14 protein-coding genes are annotated in these 14,076 nt (G+C 64.9%); 9 read left to right on the top strand and 5 right to left on the bottom strand.

Annotated elements, in window-relative coordinates:
- Positions 1-3 precede the first annotated feature (3 nt).
- Together ACSYDW_RS06210 and ACSYDW_RS06205 are read right to left on the bottom strand one after the other, a co-directional pair.
- Positions 4-1,116: an ATP-binding protein gene (locus ACSYDW_RS06210; protein ID WP_438337839.1), complete on the bottom strand. Its 1,113-nt coding sequence runs from the start codon at positions 1,114-1,116 to the stop codon at positions 4-6.
- A gap of 1 nt (position 1,117) precedes the next feature.
- Positions 1,118-2,464, bottom strand: a complete 1,347-nt coding sequence (locus ACSYDW_RS06205) for a DUF1254 domain-containing protein (protein WP_438337838.1) — start codon at positions 2,462-2,464, stop codon at positions 1,118-1,120.
- A 268-nt stretch (positions 2,465-2,732) separates the two neighbouring features.
- Here ACSYDW_RS06205 and ACSYDW_RS06200 point away from each other — a divergent pair, with 268 nt between their 5' ends.
- From ACSYDW_RS06200 to ACSYDW_RS06175, 6 genes are all read left to right on the top strand, one after another.
- The gene (locus tag ACSYDW_RS06200) at positions 2,733-3,617 is read left to right on the top strand and encodes a DUF1214 domain-containing protein (RefSeq protein ID WP_438337837.1); all 885 of its coding nucleotides are present in this window, start codon (positions 2,733-2,735) and stop codon (positions 3,615-3,617) included.
- A gap of 40 nt (positions 3,618-3,657) precedes the next feature.
- A complete protein-coding gene (locus tag ACSYDW_RS06195) occupies positions 3,658-4,092 on the top strand; it encodes a DUF6325 family protein (protein WP_438337836.1) in 435 nt (144 codons plus the stop codon).
- Positions 4,093-4,109: 17 nt separating this feature from the next.
- Positions 4,110-4,478: an SHOCT domain-containing protein gene (locus ACSYDW_RS06190; RefSeq protein WP_438337835.1), complete on the top strand. Its 369-nt coding sequence runs from the start codon at positions 4,110-4,112 to the stop codon at positions 4,476-4,478.
- 47 nt (positions 4,479-4,525) lie between these two features.
- Entirely contained in the window at positions 4,526-4,942 is a 417-nt protein-coding gene (locus ACSYDW_RS06185) for a hypothetical protein (protein ID WP_438337834.1), read from the top strand.
- 117 nt (positions 4,943-5,059) lie between these two features.
- On the top strand, positions 5,060-5,734 hold the full coding sequence (locus tag ACSYDW_RS06180) for a GAP family protein (RefSeq protein ID WP_438337833.1): 675 nt from the start codon (positions 5,060-5,062) through the stop codon (positions 5,732-5,734).
- A gap of 222 nt (positions 5,735-5,956) precedes the next feature.
- Positions 5,957-7,174 carry a glycerophosphodiester phosphodiesterase family protein gene (locus ACSYDW_RS06175; RefSeq protein WP_438337832.1) on the top strand — a complete coding sequence of 406 codons (1,218 nt, stop codon included), beginning with the start codon at positions 5,957-5,959 and terminating at the stop codon, positions 7,172-7,174.
- A 113-nt stretch (positions 7,175-7,287) separates the two neighbouring features.
- Here ACSYDW_RS06175 and dsdA read toward each other — a convergent pair whose 3' ends face one another.
- Positions 7,288-8,661 (bottom strand): D-serine ammonia-lyase, encoded by a 1,374-nt coding sequence (gene dsdA, locus ACSYDW_RS06170; RefSeq protein WP_438337831.1) that lies wholly within the window; start codon positions 8,659-8,661, stop codon positions 7,288-7,290.
- A gap of 43 nt (positions 8,662-8,704) precedes the next feature.
- Positions 8,705-9,019: a hypothetical protein gene (locus ACSYDW_RS06165; RefSeq protein ID WP_438337830.1), complete on the bottom strand. Its 315-nt coding sequence runs from the start codon at positions 9,017-9,019 to the stop codon at positions 8,705-8,707.
- Between ACSYDW_RS06165 and ACSYDW_RS06160 the strand changes: the two genes are divergently transcribed.
- From ACSYDW_RS06160 to ACSYDW_RS06150, 3 genes are all read left to right on the top strand, one after another.
- Positions 9,018-9,365 (top strand): cupin, encoded by a 348-nt coding sequence (locus ACSYDW_RS06160; protein ID WP_438337953.1) that lies wholly within the window; start codon positions 9,018-9,020, stop codon positions 9,363-9,365. The genes ACSYDW_RS06165 and ACSYDW_RS06160 overlap by 2 nt on opposite strands.
- 132 nt (positions 9,366-9,497) lie before the next feature.
- Positions 9,498-10,499 carry a hypothetical protein gene (locus ACSYDW_RS06155; RefSeq protein WP_438337829.1) on the top strand — a complete coding sequence of 334 codons (1,002 nt, stop codon included), beginning with the start codon at positions 9,498-9,500 and terminating at the stop codon, positions 10,497-10,499.
- Between the two features lies 1 nt (position 10,500).
- Positions 10,501-11,952, top strand: a complete 1,452-nt coding sequence (locus ACSYDW_RS06150) for a hypothetical protein (protein WP_438337828.1) — start codon at positions 10,501-10,503, stop codon at positions 11,950-11,952.
- 173 nt (positions 11,953-12,125) lie between these two features.
- Here ACSYDW_RS06150 and ACSYDW_RS06145 read toward each other — a convergent pair whose 3' ends face one another.
- Positions 12,126-13,922, bottom strand: a complete 1,797-nt coding sequence (locus tag ACSYDW_RS06145; protein ID WP_438337827.1) for an ATP-binding protein — start codon at positions 13,920-13,922, stop codon at positions 12,126-12,128.
- Positions 13,923-14,076 lie beyond the last annotated feature (154 nt).

Below are 14,076 nucleotides of genomic sequence, written 5' to 3'. Positions count from 1 at the left end.
GCCTCAGCTTCCGCCGCGGAGCGGGACCTTGACGTCGGAGCCGCCCTCGAGGGTTACCCGGTTGCGCATCTGCGCCAGCGTGGCCTGCTCGATGAACCCGCCGGCGAACAACCCCTGGCCCTGCACGAAGTCCTTGGAACGGTTGACAAGTTCCCGGGGCACATAGCCGAAGACGCCGGCAAGTTCCTCGAGTTCGCGCGGCGAGTTGATGCGCATGAGCCCCAGGTTGTCGCATTGCGAGAGCACGTTGGGGTGGATCTTTCCGGGGCGCTGGGTCGAGAGGAAAAGCCACAGCCCGAACTTCCGGCCCTCGGCCGCGATCTGGATGAGCTGCTCGGTCAGGGCCCGCTCCACCGGGGTTGCAGGGTTCGGGGAGCACAGGTTGTGCGCCTCGTCGATCACTATCAACACCGGGCGGCGTTCGGCGCGGGTGGCCCACAGGTGCTCGAGCACCGCCAGGGCCGCGACCTTCGGCTCGGCCGGGTCGTTGAACCCGCCCAGCTCCATGACCGTGGCACGCGGCCTGCCGTCGATGATGTCCGTGACCGATTCGCCGCCGCGGGACCAGAGGTCCCAGTCGAGCACCTGCAGGTTCTCGATCCGGGTGGCCAACTGTGCCTGCCCCGGGTTCCCCGAGGAACGCAGCGAGGCGATGTAGTTGGCGCCGTCGAAGGTGCTGCCGTCGAAGGTCCCGCCGTCGGCGCCCGTGTCGAAGTTCAGCAGCACGTTGAATTCCCCGGCGTCACGCACCGGATCCAGTTGCAGCACCGCGGCCTTGGAGGCCACCGAGAGGTCGGTGAACCGGGTGCGCACGCGGTTGTCCGACCCGGGCCCGGAGTGCAGGATGCGCATGTCCGTTCCGCCGATCCCGGTGCCCTCGGCCGGGTCCGCCTCCGGGCGCGGTTCGTTGAGGTGGACGAAGTCGGCGTTCGGGTCAAGCACCAGCAGCGGCAGCTCGGTGTGCAGCAGCAACTGTTCCAGCAGCACGCCCAGCGCGTAGGTCTTGCCGGACCCGCTTTGCCCGCACCAGAAGGTGTGGCGGTTGAACTTGGAAGCCAGCAACTCGACGCTCCCGCCCGGGGCATCGACCCGGGAACCGATGGACAGGTAGGTCACCTCAGGCTCGCTTTCCTTCAAGGCGCACGATGGCGGGGATCTCGTAGCTGCCGTCGATGACCTCGGGGCCGGGTTCGTACATGCGCATCATCGGGCGGAAATCGCCACGGGGCGCCGGCAGCCAGTTCGCGGCCCGGTGCGGATCGGCCGGGGGCGTGGCTCCCAGGTAGATGTTCAGCGACCCGTCGGCCTCGTACACCAGCCCCGGGGTCCTGTCTCCCAGCGAGAACCTGCCGATTTCGTTCTCGACAAGGTGGAAATCGGGGACCGAGTACATGGTCAGCGACCAGAACGCCTTCACCGGCGGGACGGGGGAGAGTCGCAGCACGTAGTCGTTCGCGCCGTTGAGTTGCCGGCCCTCGGAATCCACGTAGACCGGGGCGTAGGCGGCCTCGTAGGCGTGGTTTCCCCACAGGCCGCCCAGGGCCGCGGCGGCCCGGCGCACGTAGCGTTCGGTGGGTTCCATGCCGGTGTAGGCGGGTTCGTTGAGCGTCCCGACCTCGAAGAAGTCCTGGTTGTAGTCGAATGCGTGGAACGGCAGCTGCCAGCCGTTGGACATCGGCACCTCGCCCTCGCGCAGGAACCTCACGAGCTTTTCCTGCGCCGCGGCGATCGCGGCACCCAGGGACCGGGCCTGCTCCGGATCCATCGAGCCGTACCGTCCGGCGCCCGCGTCCCTGAGACCCAGCGGGGCCAGTGCCTCGAGGGCGGGCAGGTCCCGTGCCGCCGGCGGGTAGGCCCGGGAGTAGAGGCGCAGCTTTTCCAGGAACTGCAGTTCGGGGGCGATGCCGGAATCGATCGCCGGCAGGCCGCGGGGAACCGCCGCGGCGTCGAGCTGGGCCAGGTAGGTGGCGTCCTGCAGCGCATGGACGGCCGGCAGGTCCTCCGGGCCGCTGCAGGCCCAGCGGCCCACTATCGAGACGACAAGCGTGGGCGCGGTGATGAGCGTGGTGCCCTCCGGGACCTCGCCGCCCCATCCGGGGGGAACAATGAGGAAACTGCCCGCCGCCGTGCCCGTGGCGCGGTGCCCCACGTAGGCAAAGTTGTTGGTCCATGCGTCGACGAACTGCAGGACATAGTAGCGCCCGCCGGTGTCCGGGACTTCGAGCAGCACCGGGCCGACGCCCAGGTCCAGCTGGGCCATCGAGTACAGGGTGTCGTTGTTGATCGACACGAAGGTGTCGGCCGGGCCGGCCAGCGTGCGCGCATGGCTGAAGGTGTTGAAGGCTGCCGCGGGGTTCGCGCCGATGCCGTGCTCGACGTAGCGCTGCACCTGGTCGAGGTTGAAGGTCAGGGGGATGCCGTAGGCAAATGCCGCATCCGCCAGGGCGGAAGGTTCTGGGTTCACGGAGGGAGCCTCATTTCATGTGGGAGCGCCGGCAGGACCCCCGGCGGGGGCGTCCACAAGCGACGATTCCACAAGAACGCCGGGTACTCCATGGTTCGCCCCGCATTGGTGCAGGTGGTGGGTGCTAAATCATCAACCATGGATGATGCACCAGCCGTCGAACCTGCAGAGGATTGATCCTGAAACCGAGTGACTAGGGAAAGCTGGTTCCGCAGTGACCGCAATACATGTAAATGCCGACAATTTTGTCCGCGCCGAATCCGACCGCATGTTCGCAGCCATTGCGCAGCAAGTCGGTGGCACCGGGGTGTGGAGCCACGGCAGGGTCCCCACGGCCATCGACAACCAGCCCATCATCCGCATGAACCGGGACACGCTCTACAGCGCCGCGGTCGTGGACATCAGCGAGGGCGCGGTGCTGGGCATCCCGGAGGTGGGGGACCGCTACGTTTCGGTGATGGTCGTCAACCAGGACCACTACATCAACCGGGTCTTCCACACGCCCGGGGACCACAAACTCACCGTCGAGGAATTCGGCACCGGCTTTGCCATGGTCGCCGCCCGGATCCTGGTGGACCCGGAAGACCCGGCTGACGTGGCCGAGGTCAACGCGCTGCAGGATGCGCTGCGCATCTCCTCGACAAGCACCCGGCAGTTCCGGCTTCCCCCTTACGACGAGGCTTCCGTCACCGCCACGCGAAACGCGTTGCTCGAACTGGCCAAGGGGCTGGGCGGGCTCGAGCGCTGCTTCGGCACCAAGCAGGAGGTAGACCCGGTGCGCCACCTGATCGGCGCCGCCGTGGGATGGGGCGGTTTGCCGGAATCCGAGGCCTCCTACATCAACGTTGCCCCGGATCTGCCGGCCGACAGGTACTCGCTGACCGTCAAGGAGGTGCCGGTTGACGGTTTCTGGTCGTTGTCGCTCTACAACGCCGAGGGTTACTTCGAGGAAAACCCGGAGGCCGCCTACAGCGTCAACAACATCACCGGGGTGCCGAACGCCGACGGGTCCATCACCATCAACTTCGGCGGTTCCGCGGACGAACCCAATGCCCTGCCGATCATGGAGGGCTGGAACTACCTGGTCCGCCTGTACCGCCCGCGGGCCGAAGTACGTGAGGGACGCTGGTCGTTCCCCGGGATCACCAACTAGACAACCGTTGAGGCAAGGACCGGAAGGAGCGGGGTTACCCATGGAAGGTTTTGAATACGGGCCGGTGGAGATTTTCGTTGTCGAGTTCGAGGGGGCCGGCCTCGACGCCGCCGTCCTGGATTCGGTGCTCGCCGCAACCGCAACAGGAGCGGTGCGCCTGCTGGACCTGGTCGTCGCCGCGCGTGCCGCGGACGGCACCGTCAGCTACACCGAGGTCGTCGGGGATGACGACGGCCTCGGGGTCGAGCCACTGGCCCTCGAGGTGCAGGGACTGCTGGGCGAGGACGACCTGGCCGAGGCGGCGGCCTCGATAGCACCGGGTTTCGGTGTCGCACTGGTGGCCCTGGAAATGTGCTGGGCGACCGAACTGGCCGGGCGCCTCGCCGCAGCCCGCGGCACTGTAGTGCGCTCCGAACGCATTCCCGCAGCAGCCGTCAACCAGCTCGTCGCCGAACAAGCAGTTCTCGAAGCCTAGGAAAGGAAGAAACCACCATGCCTCTACTCAGACGAGCAGGTCGGCCCGGACTCCTTGGCATGGCTGCGCGCACCGCAGTCGTTGCCGGAACAGCCACGGCAGTCAGCGGGGCCGTCCAGCGGCACCAGGTCAACAAGGCCGAGGCGGCGCAGCAGGAAGCCATGCTGCAGCGCCAGGCCATCGAGGAAACCGCCATCGCCGCAGTCTCCGGGTATGCGGCTCCTGCCGCCGTTCAGCAGCCGGCGGCTCCCGTCCCGCCGGCCCCCTCCGCGGCACCGGCGACGGACCTGGTGTCACAGCTGCAGCGGCTCGGGGAACTCAAACAGCAGGGTCTGCTCACCGACGCGGAATTCGACCAGGCCAAGAAGCAACTCATGGGCCTCTAGGCCCGCCCTGCACGCTGCACGAAACCACAGATTCTTAGGAGCACCACATGCGCAAGAGCACCAAACTATTCACCTCCATGGCGGTGATAGCTGCCCTCGGCCTCCCACTGTCCGCCTGCAGCTCCTCTCCCCAGGAAAACGCCTCGGCCGCCTGCGATTCCTATGCGGCGCTGGTGGGCGCGGTTGCCGAGGTCAAGACCACGCTGAGCAGCGGATCCTCGATCGGCGAGATCCAGGCAGCCCGCGACAAGGTCAAGGCGGCCTACACGGACCTGGAGAAGTCGTTGGACAAGGTCGGCGCCGACCGGAAGGAAGCCGTCGACGCTGCAGTGAAGGACTTTGACAAGGCCGTCTCCGACGTCGACAAGAACCTGACGGTGCCACAGGCCAAGGAAGCACTGTCCGACGATATTGCCAAGGTCGAGGCCGCGCAGGCGGACCTCAAGAAGGACCTTGCCTGCTAGCCACGCCATGGTCAGCTGCGTCGGGGTTCCCCTGCGGAACCCCGACGCATTTCAGCGTCACCCCCCTGCAGGCTTCCCGGCCGGGAAGCCCGCGTTCCACCAGCGGAGAACAAACACATGATCCACGTCCTGGGTGAAACCCTGCCCTATGCCATCACCATAGCCATCAGCCCGGTGCCCATCATCGCGACAATCCTGATGCTCATGTCCCCGCGTCCGAAGCCGCTGGGCCTCGGGTTCCTGCTCGGGTGGGTGGTGGGAATCTGCGTGGCCACGGGCATCTTTACGCTTCTTGCAGGGGTGATCCCGGAACCCGGCGACAGCACCGGCCCGCAGCCTGTCGCGGGGACCATCCAGCTTCTGTTCGGCGTGGCGTTGCTGGCGATGTCGCTGAAGCAATGGCGCTCGCGCCCGAAGCCCGGCGAGGAAACCTCGCTGCCCAAGTGGATGGCGGCGATCGACACCATGAAGCCGCCGGCGGCGCTCGGCCTCGGTTTCCTGCTCGCCGCGGTCAACCCGAAAAACATGCTCGTGGCTGCCGCGGCGGGCATGGCCTTCGGCCGTGCCGCGTTGGGTGCCGGGCAGGTCGTGGCGGCAGTCGTTGTCTTCACCGCGATCGCCGCGCTCAGCGTGCTGCTGCCGGTGCTGCTCTACCTCGTGGCCCCGGCCAAAGCCGCAGGTCTCCTGGACAACATCAGGACCTGGCTGACCGCGAACAACGCCACCATCATGATGGTTGTGCTTCTGGTGCTCGGTACCCAACTGCTGGGCAAGGGCCTGGGCAGCTTCTGAAACCAGCTCCCTCGGGAATCGTGGCCCCGGAACCGTCCCGGTTCCGGGGCCACCTCGTGTCACGGGCGCTGGTTCCCCGGGCTTCGAGCGCACCCTGCCACCGTGCCGGGTTCGGCCGCGGTGGAGATCTTAAGGCCCGGTTCATGTCCTCTTTCCCGGGAGGCCGCCTGGCCGCGGCAACGTGTGCGGTGTGTTCACCCCCGAGACCGAAAGCAGCCACACATGAAGCTTCGCACCATCGCCCTGGGAACGCTGACCGCCTGCATGCTCGCCGGATTGGCGGCACCGGCCGTTGCCGCGCCGGCGGCCCCTGCCGTGGCAAAGAAGTACGACGCGCCGATCCTGGTCGGGCACCGCGGTGCCGCGGGCGTCGCCCCGGAAAACACCGTGGCAGCCGTCAAGGCCGGCAGCCGCTCCGGCGCCGACTTCATCGAGATCGACGTGCAGCTCAGCCGCGACGGAGTCCCGTTCATCTTCCACGACGACACCCCGGCACGCACCACCAACGTCGAGGAGGTGTTCCCGGAGCGCGCGAACGACCCGATCACGTCCTTCACCTGGAAGGAACTGCGCCGCATCGACGCTGGGTCCTACTTTTCCGCCGGGTATGCAGGAGAGAAGATCCCGCACTTCGACGAGGTCGCCGCGGCCCTGACCGGCACCACGGGGGTGTTCATCGAGATCAAGTCCCCGGCCAAGTCCCCGGGCGTGGAGAAGGTCGTCGCCGATGCCCTGGCCAACGACGCCGCGTGGAGCGCGCTGAACCGCGCCGGGCGGATCGAGGTGCTCGGCTTCGACGTCGCCTCGAACAAGAAGTTCGCGGCGCTGGCGCCGGAGGTGCCGCTGCAGCAGCTCACCGGCAGCGTGCCGGGTGCCGCGGTGCTGGCCGACTACGCACGCTACGCCGATTCCTTCGGCACCAGCTACAGGAGCCTGGATGCCGCGGGTGCGGCCCGCGTCAAGGAGGCGGGACTGGAGCTGGGCGTCTACACCGTGAACTCCACCGGGGCCGTCGACGAGTCGCTGGCCCTGGGCGCCGGGCGCATCACCGGCGATTTCCCGCAGCAGATGGACCGGCACCTCACGGGCCGCAAGCCCTTCCCGTCCAACGAGGGGGTGGCCATCTCCGGAGCGGTCAACGACGTGCCGGGCGACGACCTGCAGCCGGAAACCGGGGAACACGTCATCCTCGCCAACACCGGCAAGCGCACCATCGACGTCGGAGGGTACCTGCTGCGCGACGCGGCGAACAACGTGATGCGCATCGGGGAGGGCTACACGCTGAAGCCGGGTGCCGAGCTGCGCATCTACCCAGGTCCGGGCACCAACCACGCCGGGGCGTACTACCTGGGCGGCAGCGTCGGGATCCTGAACAACGGGGGCGATTCGCTGGGCCTCTGGAACGCCAAGGGCAAGCTCATGGACACCTTCGCGAACTGACAGGCTTCCCGGACCGACCGTGTTCGATGGCCGACCGGGGATCCTTCCCCCGAAGCCGCCGATGGCGGTGCCCCACGTGTGGGGCACCGCCATCGGCGTTCCGGTTGGTCGGGCTAAACCCAGTCGACCTCGCCGGCCAGGCGTCGGCCCTCGGCCACGTAGCCGGCCATCTCCTGGGCGGGGACCATGGACCCGCCGGTCGCCCAGACGACATGCGTCGCATGGGCCAGGCGGTCCTCGTCCAGCCCGAACGCCGCGCGGTAGGCCGGGTCCCCGAGGATGCGCCACGGGCCGGCGAAGCCCGCCGCCGCGGAGGGTTCGATGTCGATGCCCTCGGTCTCGTGCAGCAGGCCCTGGAACGCCTTCATGCGCTCGTCGGTGACCGTCACGAAGCCGTCGATGAGCTGCTGCAGGTGCTCGCCGACCAGGCGCGAGGGGCGTCCCACGGCCAGGCCGTCGGCGGCGGTCAGCCCGTCGAGCCCGATGTCCTGCACGCTTATCGCATCGTGCAGGCCGGTGCGCACGCCCAGGGACATGCAGGGGGAGTGGGTCGGCTCGGCGAAGACGCAGTGCACGGCGTCGCCGAAGGCCAGTTTGAGCCCGAACGTCACGCCGCCCGGGCCGCCGCCCACGCCGCATGGCAGGTGCACGATGAGCGGGTGCTCCGCATCGACGAGGACGTCCATCGCCTTCAGCTGCCCGGCCAGCCGCGCGCCGGCCACGGCGTAGCCGGAGAAGAGCATGAGCGACGCCTCGTCGTCGACGAACCACACACTGGGGTCCTCCTGCGCGCTGCGGCGCCCGGCCTCGACAGCGTCGGAGAAGTTGCCGGCGTGCTCCACCACCTCGACGCCGCGGGAGCGCAGCAGGTCCTTCTTCCAGGCGCGCGCGTCGAGCGACATGTGCACGGTGGTCCGGAAGCCGAGCTCGGAGGCGACGATCCCGATCGACAGCCCCAGGTTGCCGGTGGAGCCCACGGCGATGCCGTGCTTCGAGAGCACCTCCTGCACGGCGGGGGTCATCAGCACGCGCGCGTCGTCCTCGGGCGCCATGAGCCCGGCCTCGACGGCCAGGCGCTCGGCGACCTGCAGCACCTCGTGGATGCCACCGCGGGCCTTGATCGAGCCGCTGACCGGAAGCAAGTCGTCACGCTTGACCCACAGCTTGCCCGGCAGCTGGGCAGCGAAGCGCCTGCCCAGTTCCGCCTGCATGTCCGGGACGCCGACCAGCGGGGACTCGAGGATGCCGTGCGTGGCGCGGGTGTCCGCAAAACGCTCGGCGAACCACGGCGCAAAGCGCCGGAAGCGTGCCTGTGCGTCGGCGACGATGGCGGGATCGATGCCCGAGGCCTCGATGCCGGCAGCCGTTTCCGTGGGGGACGCGGTGAACCATGCGTTTTCCTCGGCGCGGGCCAGGGCCGTGACGACCGGATCGGTGAGGAGCTGCTCGAGGTCGATGGTCTGGTTCGTCACTGCGGGGTTCTCCATGCTGTCGGGTCTGTCTTGCCTCCTAATCTAGGGCAACGAATTCCTACCGGCGAGTCGGTGGCCACAGCCGCGCCCCGGGATTCGGCAGATGCGGCACACCGGAAGACAGTGCCAAGCTTCCGGCTGACCCCGGGTCCGCGACCTTGCCGCCGACGTTGCGATCCAGCATGTCTTGCTTGATCGTCGGCGGAAACAGGCCTTTGTAGGCCAGTGCCCGATCGGATCGGTCAGCCACCTGAAACTTGGACTCCTCTCGGGTCGAAGCCAGCCGTGTGAGTGCCGGCAGCGCGAAACTGGCGAGCGCGATGGTCAAAGGAGAGTCAGTACCTAAGACGAAGGGCGTCACGGTGGAGATCATGGTTACCGTCGACCTCGGCCCCGAGACCCAGGGCATGGCGGGGAGCCAGCATCGGATGCGCAGGGTGACCCTCGAGCCCGAGGGCCGCCTCGGCCCGATCCACGGCCACATGGACGGGCCGGGTCTCGTCCACATCCTGCAGGAAGCGATCACCGACCACCGGGACGGGGTCGCTACTGACTACGGGCCGGGCGTGGGCTGGCCCGAGGACCGGAATACCCTGCGTTGGCTGGAGAGCCGGGGGACGGTTCTTGCGGTGGAGATATCTGTCGATATCGTGATGCTGGAGTGGCGACCAGTTAGCTTGAGCTTTAACTGCTTCCTAGCTCACCTAGGTACTGCTTGACTTGAAAGATTCCGATTCAACGGGCTGCCACTGGCGCCAACAGAATGACTGTGGTCTCCGATAATGTTTCTTCACAGACAGCGCCCAACCTCAATATGGCTGGGCTTGAACCCACGAGGTTTGGAGATCGCGATGGTTGGACCTCTCAATAGCGATAATGCCAAAGAGGGCACCGGTAAGACTACTGAAGGGCGTGGCAGGGTCACCGAGAATATCCGTAAGGTCACCCGAGCTGCGTCGACGCATGTTGCTGGCCAGGCGAGCAGCGCCAAAAAGAAGATGGAGGAGCTTACCGTAAAAGCACCTGATCTTTACGATGAAGCTGTAGCCGAATACAACGGTGTGTTTACAGAGATGAACGATAAGGGTGTGTCACTCTTACGCCAACGAGATCGTTCAACAGATTTGATTGAACTAGTCGAAATGCTGGTGAACAGTATTGCGAACGCTCCAAAGTCTTTCGAGACCGACTTCGGCGAAATTTCCTTGCTTAAGAAGGAATTTTTGCAATCTGAGGAGTTCGCTCAGAAGGACCTCGAGGCAGCACGGCAATCTGCTGCGGGGGCTGGGGTCGGTTTCACCACAGGTGCTGCTGTTGCCAGCATGGCGCCGACGGCAGCAATATGGGTCGCGACCACCTTTGGTACCGCTTCCACCGGTACTGCTATCTCTACCCTTTCTGGAGCAGCGGCCACCAACGCCACCCTGGCATGGCTCGGCGGCGGAGCACTTGCCGCTGGCGGAGGTGGTACCGCTGCTGGGAGTGCATTGCTCGCGCTGGCTGGCCCCATCGGGTGGACGATCGCCGGTGCAACCCTGCTGACGTCAATCGTGCTATTTACCAAAAAGAAATTTGAGAACAGAGAGGCAAAAGAGGAGGCGCTAACTGCAGTGAAACAAAACACCGCTGTCATTAAGCGCATGGATGCCCAGATTGCTACTCTCTTAAAAGAAACCACCTCACTTCGTGAATCGCTGGTGCCTCTCTATGGCGAGTGCATCATGTACTTCAACGCTGATTTCACGTCGCTACCTGATTCTCATCAATCAAAACTTGCAACGTTGGTCAACAACACGAAGTCGTGTGCTGCGTTGCTGCGCAAACGCATCATGCAGGACGCCGCAGGTGAGTGACATGGAGAAACTCGTCAAGTCGAATCAGGAGCAGGCAGTTGCTTCCTGGGTGAACTACCTCAACCAACTCCGGATTGATACCCTCCTGAGCACATTCTCGAGTCAGGATGTGAACCTCCGGAATGCAATCACCAGTATCGATGAAGCCCTTCGGAAGATTGACCTCGAAATCGTCGCAACAAATCGTGGCGGTTCAAAGGGAATGCACGGTTTCATCGCTGAGGTCGCCGAAGTCGGGATTGGTAACGCTAGAGAGCAGATTATTGGTCAGGAAGCCGTCTATGAATGGGTGAACGACAACGGACCGGTGGACATGGTGCGCAACGGAATAGACATCCAACAGAAATTTGTCGCTGCCGGGGGCCGCTTTTCGCTGGCCGCCGTGGCAGAACATCTTCGAAAGTATCCCGACTATGTCGAGAACGGCGGAAGGTATCAGATTCCCCGTGACCATTTGGAGACGATTCAAATGCTGCGTTCCATGTCTCCGGAGGAAGCCGGAATACGGCTATCCCGAAGCGGGGAGAGTGCGTCGTATAAAGACTGGCAGCGCGTCGACAAGTTCTTCAGTGAGGGGTCGATCGGAATGGAATCGCTCGAACCCTCGAAACTCGAGTATCACGAAGTGCAGAAAGGCCTGTATGAGTTGACCTTAGAGGCAGAGAAGGACTCGCTTAGGTCCACCGATCAGTCGGTGCGCGACACGGCCTACCAGAGGAGCCGCCCGAAATTCCAGGAAGGCGCAGAAGCCACCGTGGTTGCCGCCGTCATTGAAGGTGGAACCACTTTTGTTCTGGGGGTAACTGCCAAACGCAGGGAAGGCAAGCGATTCAAAGAGTTCAGTGACGAAGACTGGTCCGAGATCCTTGGGGAGACCGGCATTGGGATCGCCAAAGGCGGGGTCAGAGGCTTGAGCATTTACTCGCTCACGAACTTCACCGCTACATCTGCGGCAGTTGCAAGTTCAATCGTCACCGCCGCATTCAGTATCGCGGCACAAGCACACAAGTTCCGCAATGGCGAGATTGGTGAGCTCGAATTCATTGAGAATGCCGAGATTGCTTGCTTGGAAGCCGCCGTGGGTGCTTTGTCATCTTTCATCGGACAAGCATTGATTCCGGTGCCCGTTCTCGGCGCTGTTATTGGTAACACGGTTGGCGCCGTCATGTATCAGGCCGTTGCTTCCTCCCTCTCTACGACGGAAGCGGAACTGATCAATCGCTACCTCGCGGATCAGCATGTGCTCGATGAAGCGCTTGCCGCTAAGTACAACGATCTCATCGAGAAGCTAGACGTGAGTATGTCTCGCTACCTCACAGTGCTAGAACGAGCGTTCTCTCCCGACCTGAACGTCGCGCTGCTTGGCTCGGTTGAACTTGCACGAGACCTGGGTGTGACTACCGAGGAGATACTCGACACCAAGGACAAGGTTCGCTCCTACTTTCTCGACTAGCTTGCCATTACAAACCGCAAATCGCGCCACTCAAAGACCGATTGAGTGACACCCAAACGATCACATATCACCGCTACGAAGCGCTGAACTGCATAGCCCGGAGCCTCAAGAGCGTAAATCATTACGCGACTTAGTGTGGTGGGAGACCGACTAGCCTCGCAATTTCTTGCGGGCTACGAACCTGCCCGGCTGTAAGTGGTCACCTTATGTCCCTGTCCGCCCTCACGGACGACGACTCCCGAGGTCAGCAGCGGGGAGAGCGCGTAGCGGATCTGATTCGCGGTCAGTCCCGTCTTCGCGGAAATGTCTGCAACCTCCACGGGAACCGAGCCAAGTTCCCGCAGAATCGCCGCGGCATTCTTCGATGTTTTCATCGGCTCGGGGGCGCGCAGTGCGGGTGCCGCAGTCGAGACAGAGGTGTCATGCTCAATCGGCTCGCCGACGGACAAACCGGTAGTAGGGGAGCGATCGATAGGACTTGCCGCAACCGCAACGCCTGCCGGAACCAGTGTCGGCGCAATGGCAAACGAGTTGCCCTTGCCGGTTGCCGCGGCCAGGCCGGCGGCGACAATTCCCCGCAACGCCGCCACTGCCACGGCGGGGTCGACGAGGCCGAACTCGTCGTTGACCATTTGGCCGGTCCACGTCTGGCCATGGTGCATCGAAACCAGCAGCTGCTTCTGAAGTTCGGAAAGTTCCGAATCGGTGCGCAGTTCGCCCAGCCATTGGCGGTCCGCAGAAGTTAGCGGTGTGCCGCGCGGAATCGACGCGGTGAACCTGACTCCGTTGTCGTTGAACCCCGGGCGGCGCAGCCCGGCATCCCGGAGGGCCAGCCGGACCTCGCGCAGGCCCCCGCCCTCACCCTCGACCACGCGGTGGGAGGATGCGGTGCGCGTGAGCTTGCAGATTTCGTAGAGGAACTCGTTGACCGAGGACTTGGCGCCGGGCCAGCCCAGCTGGTCTTGGCTCAGCCCCCAGAGGCCGCCGGGGCTGGAAACCACCAGTTGGTCGCCGGTCAACCGGATCTGGACGTTCTTGCCTGTGGTGTGTGGCCCCAGGTCGCGGTGGACCAGGGCATTGGCGAGGAGCTCGCGCACTGCGACCATCGGCATTTCGGTTTCGTCCTGCCCGTGCCCGTTGGAACCGAAGCGGACCTCGGTGCGGGTGTTGCGCTGGACCCACTCGACGGCGCGGTCCAGCAGCTCGGGCAGCGGGCCGTCGAACTCGACGCGGGCGAGGTTGCGGACCTCGCCGCGCGTGGCGGGCTCCGCAACGGCGGTGATGGAAAGGTGCGGTTCGAACTGCTGCGGGTACCGTCCCAGCGCGTAGAGGCCGGCCAACGTCAACCTGTTGCCCTGCGGTTCGACCACACGCTTGAAGCGCAGCACCTCCTCGTCGGACACCTCGCTCAGGCGGCGGGACGTGGACCGGGCCACGGCAATGAAGTTCTCGCGCAGCGCGGGGTCCAGGTCCGCGATCGACGTCTCGTCGACCGGGCGGGTGTCGTGGCGGGGGCGGGTGCCTGCGGCCACGAGCTGCTGGACCTCCTGATCCGAGATCCGGTACTGGCCGTCGGGCTGGCGGAGGTAGGCGAGGTTGCCCTGCACGGTGCGGCAGGGGCGTGCCTCAGGGGCAAGGCCTGCGACCTTGGCCATGACCACTGTTTCGCCGTCGAGGACCACGCGTTCGAAGGAAACCTGGACCTCGGGCGACACGGCGGTGCGTGCCTGCGAAGCGACGAGTGTCTCGAGTGCGGCAGGGTCCTCGATGCCTGTCGGGGTGTACCCGTTCGAGGCATCCAGGCCGAGGATGACGGTGCCGCCACCGGGCATGTTGCCGAAGGCGCTGAGCGTCTCCTTGAGATCCGGGCACCCCTTGGAGGCCCCTCGGACTTCGGTGTCGGTGAAGTCCCCGGCGTTCGAGCGACGTCGGGCCAGGAGGAGCTGAAGGTTCTCGGGAGTCCATGCCATGTCCTCAGCTTAGGCAGTAATGTCTAAACATTCAATATGTGGACGCCAACCTTCAAAGTTAGATCTGCGCCACACTGTCAATCTATACGCACTAGTCAACTGTCATTTAAAATGTTGAACAATCCTGGGCGCCCCTCGTTTCCCCGAGGTTCAC

This window comes from Paeniglutamicibacter selenitireducens (assembly GCF_051550675.1).
Taxonomy (GTDB): domain Bacteria; phylum Actinomycetota; class Actinomycetes; order Actinomycetales; family Micrococcaceae; genus Paeniglutamicibacter.
Note: the sequence above shows the minus strand (reverse complement) of the source record. Positions and strands in the feature narration are given on the sequence as shown.

What these genes read in the sequence shown, in the direction of transcription:
- ACSYDW_RS06185 (WP_438337834.1), top strand. Translation starts at nt 4,526, where the DNA reads ATGCGCAAGAGCACCAAACTATTCACCTCCATGGCGGTGATAGCTGCC.
- ACSYDW_RS06190 (WP_438337835.1), top strand. Translation starts at nt 4,110, where the DNA reads ATGCCTCTACTCAGACGAGCAGGTCGGCCCGGACTCCTTGGCATGGCT.
- ACSYDW_RS06150 (WP_438337828.1), top strand. Translation starts at nt 10,501, where the DNA reads ATGGAGAAACTCGTCAAGTCGAATCAGGAGCAGGCAGTTGCTTCCTGG.
- ACSYDW_RS06195 (WP_438337836.1), top strand. Translation starts at nt 3,658, where the DNA reads ATGGAAGGTTTTGAATACGGGCCGGTGGAGATTTTCGTTGTCGAGTTC.
- ACSYDW_RS06165 (WP_438337830.1), bottom strand. Translation starts at nt 9,019, where the DNA reads ATGATCTCCACCGTGACGCCCTTCGTCTTAGGTACTGACTCTCCTTTG.
- ACSYDW_RS06145 (WP_438337827.1), bottom strand. Translation starts at nt 13,922, where the DNA reads ATGGCATGGACTCCCGAGAACCTTCAGCTCCTCCTGGCCCGACGTCGC.
- ACSYDW_RS06160 (WP_438337953.1), top strand. Translation starts at nt 9,018, where the DNA reads ATGGTTACCGTCGACCTCGGCCCCGAGACCCAGGGCATGGCGGGGAGC.
- ACSYDW_RS06175 (WP_438337832.1), top strand. Translation starts at nt 5,957, where the DNA reads ATGAAGCTTCGCACCATCGCCCTGGGAACGCTGACCGCCTGCATGCTC.
- ACSYDW_RS06180 (WP_438337833.1), top strand. Translation starts at nt 5,060, where the DNA reads ATGATCCACGTCCTGGGTGAAACCCTGCCCTATGCCATCACCATAGCC.
- dsdA (WP_438337831.1), bottom strand. Translation starts at nt 8,661, where the DNA reads ATGGAGAACCCCGCAGTGACGAACCAGACCATCGACCTCGAGCAGCTC.
- ACSYDW_RS06200 (WP_438337837.1), top strand. Translation starts at nt 2,733, where the DNA reads ATGTTCGCAGCCATTGCGCAGCAAGTCGGTGGCACCGGGGTGTGGAGC.
- ACSYDW_RS06155 (WP_438337829.1), top strand. Translation starts at nt 9,498, where the DNA reads ATGGTTGGACCTCTCAATAGCGATAATGCCAAAGAGGGCACCGGTAAG.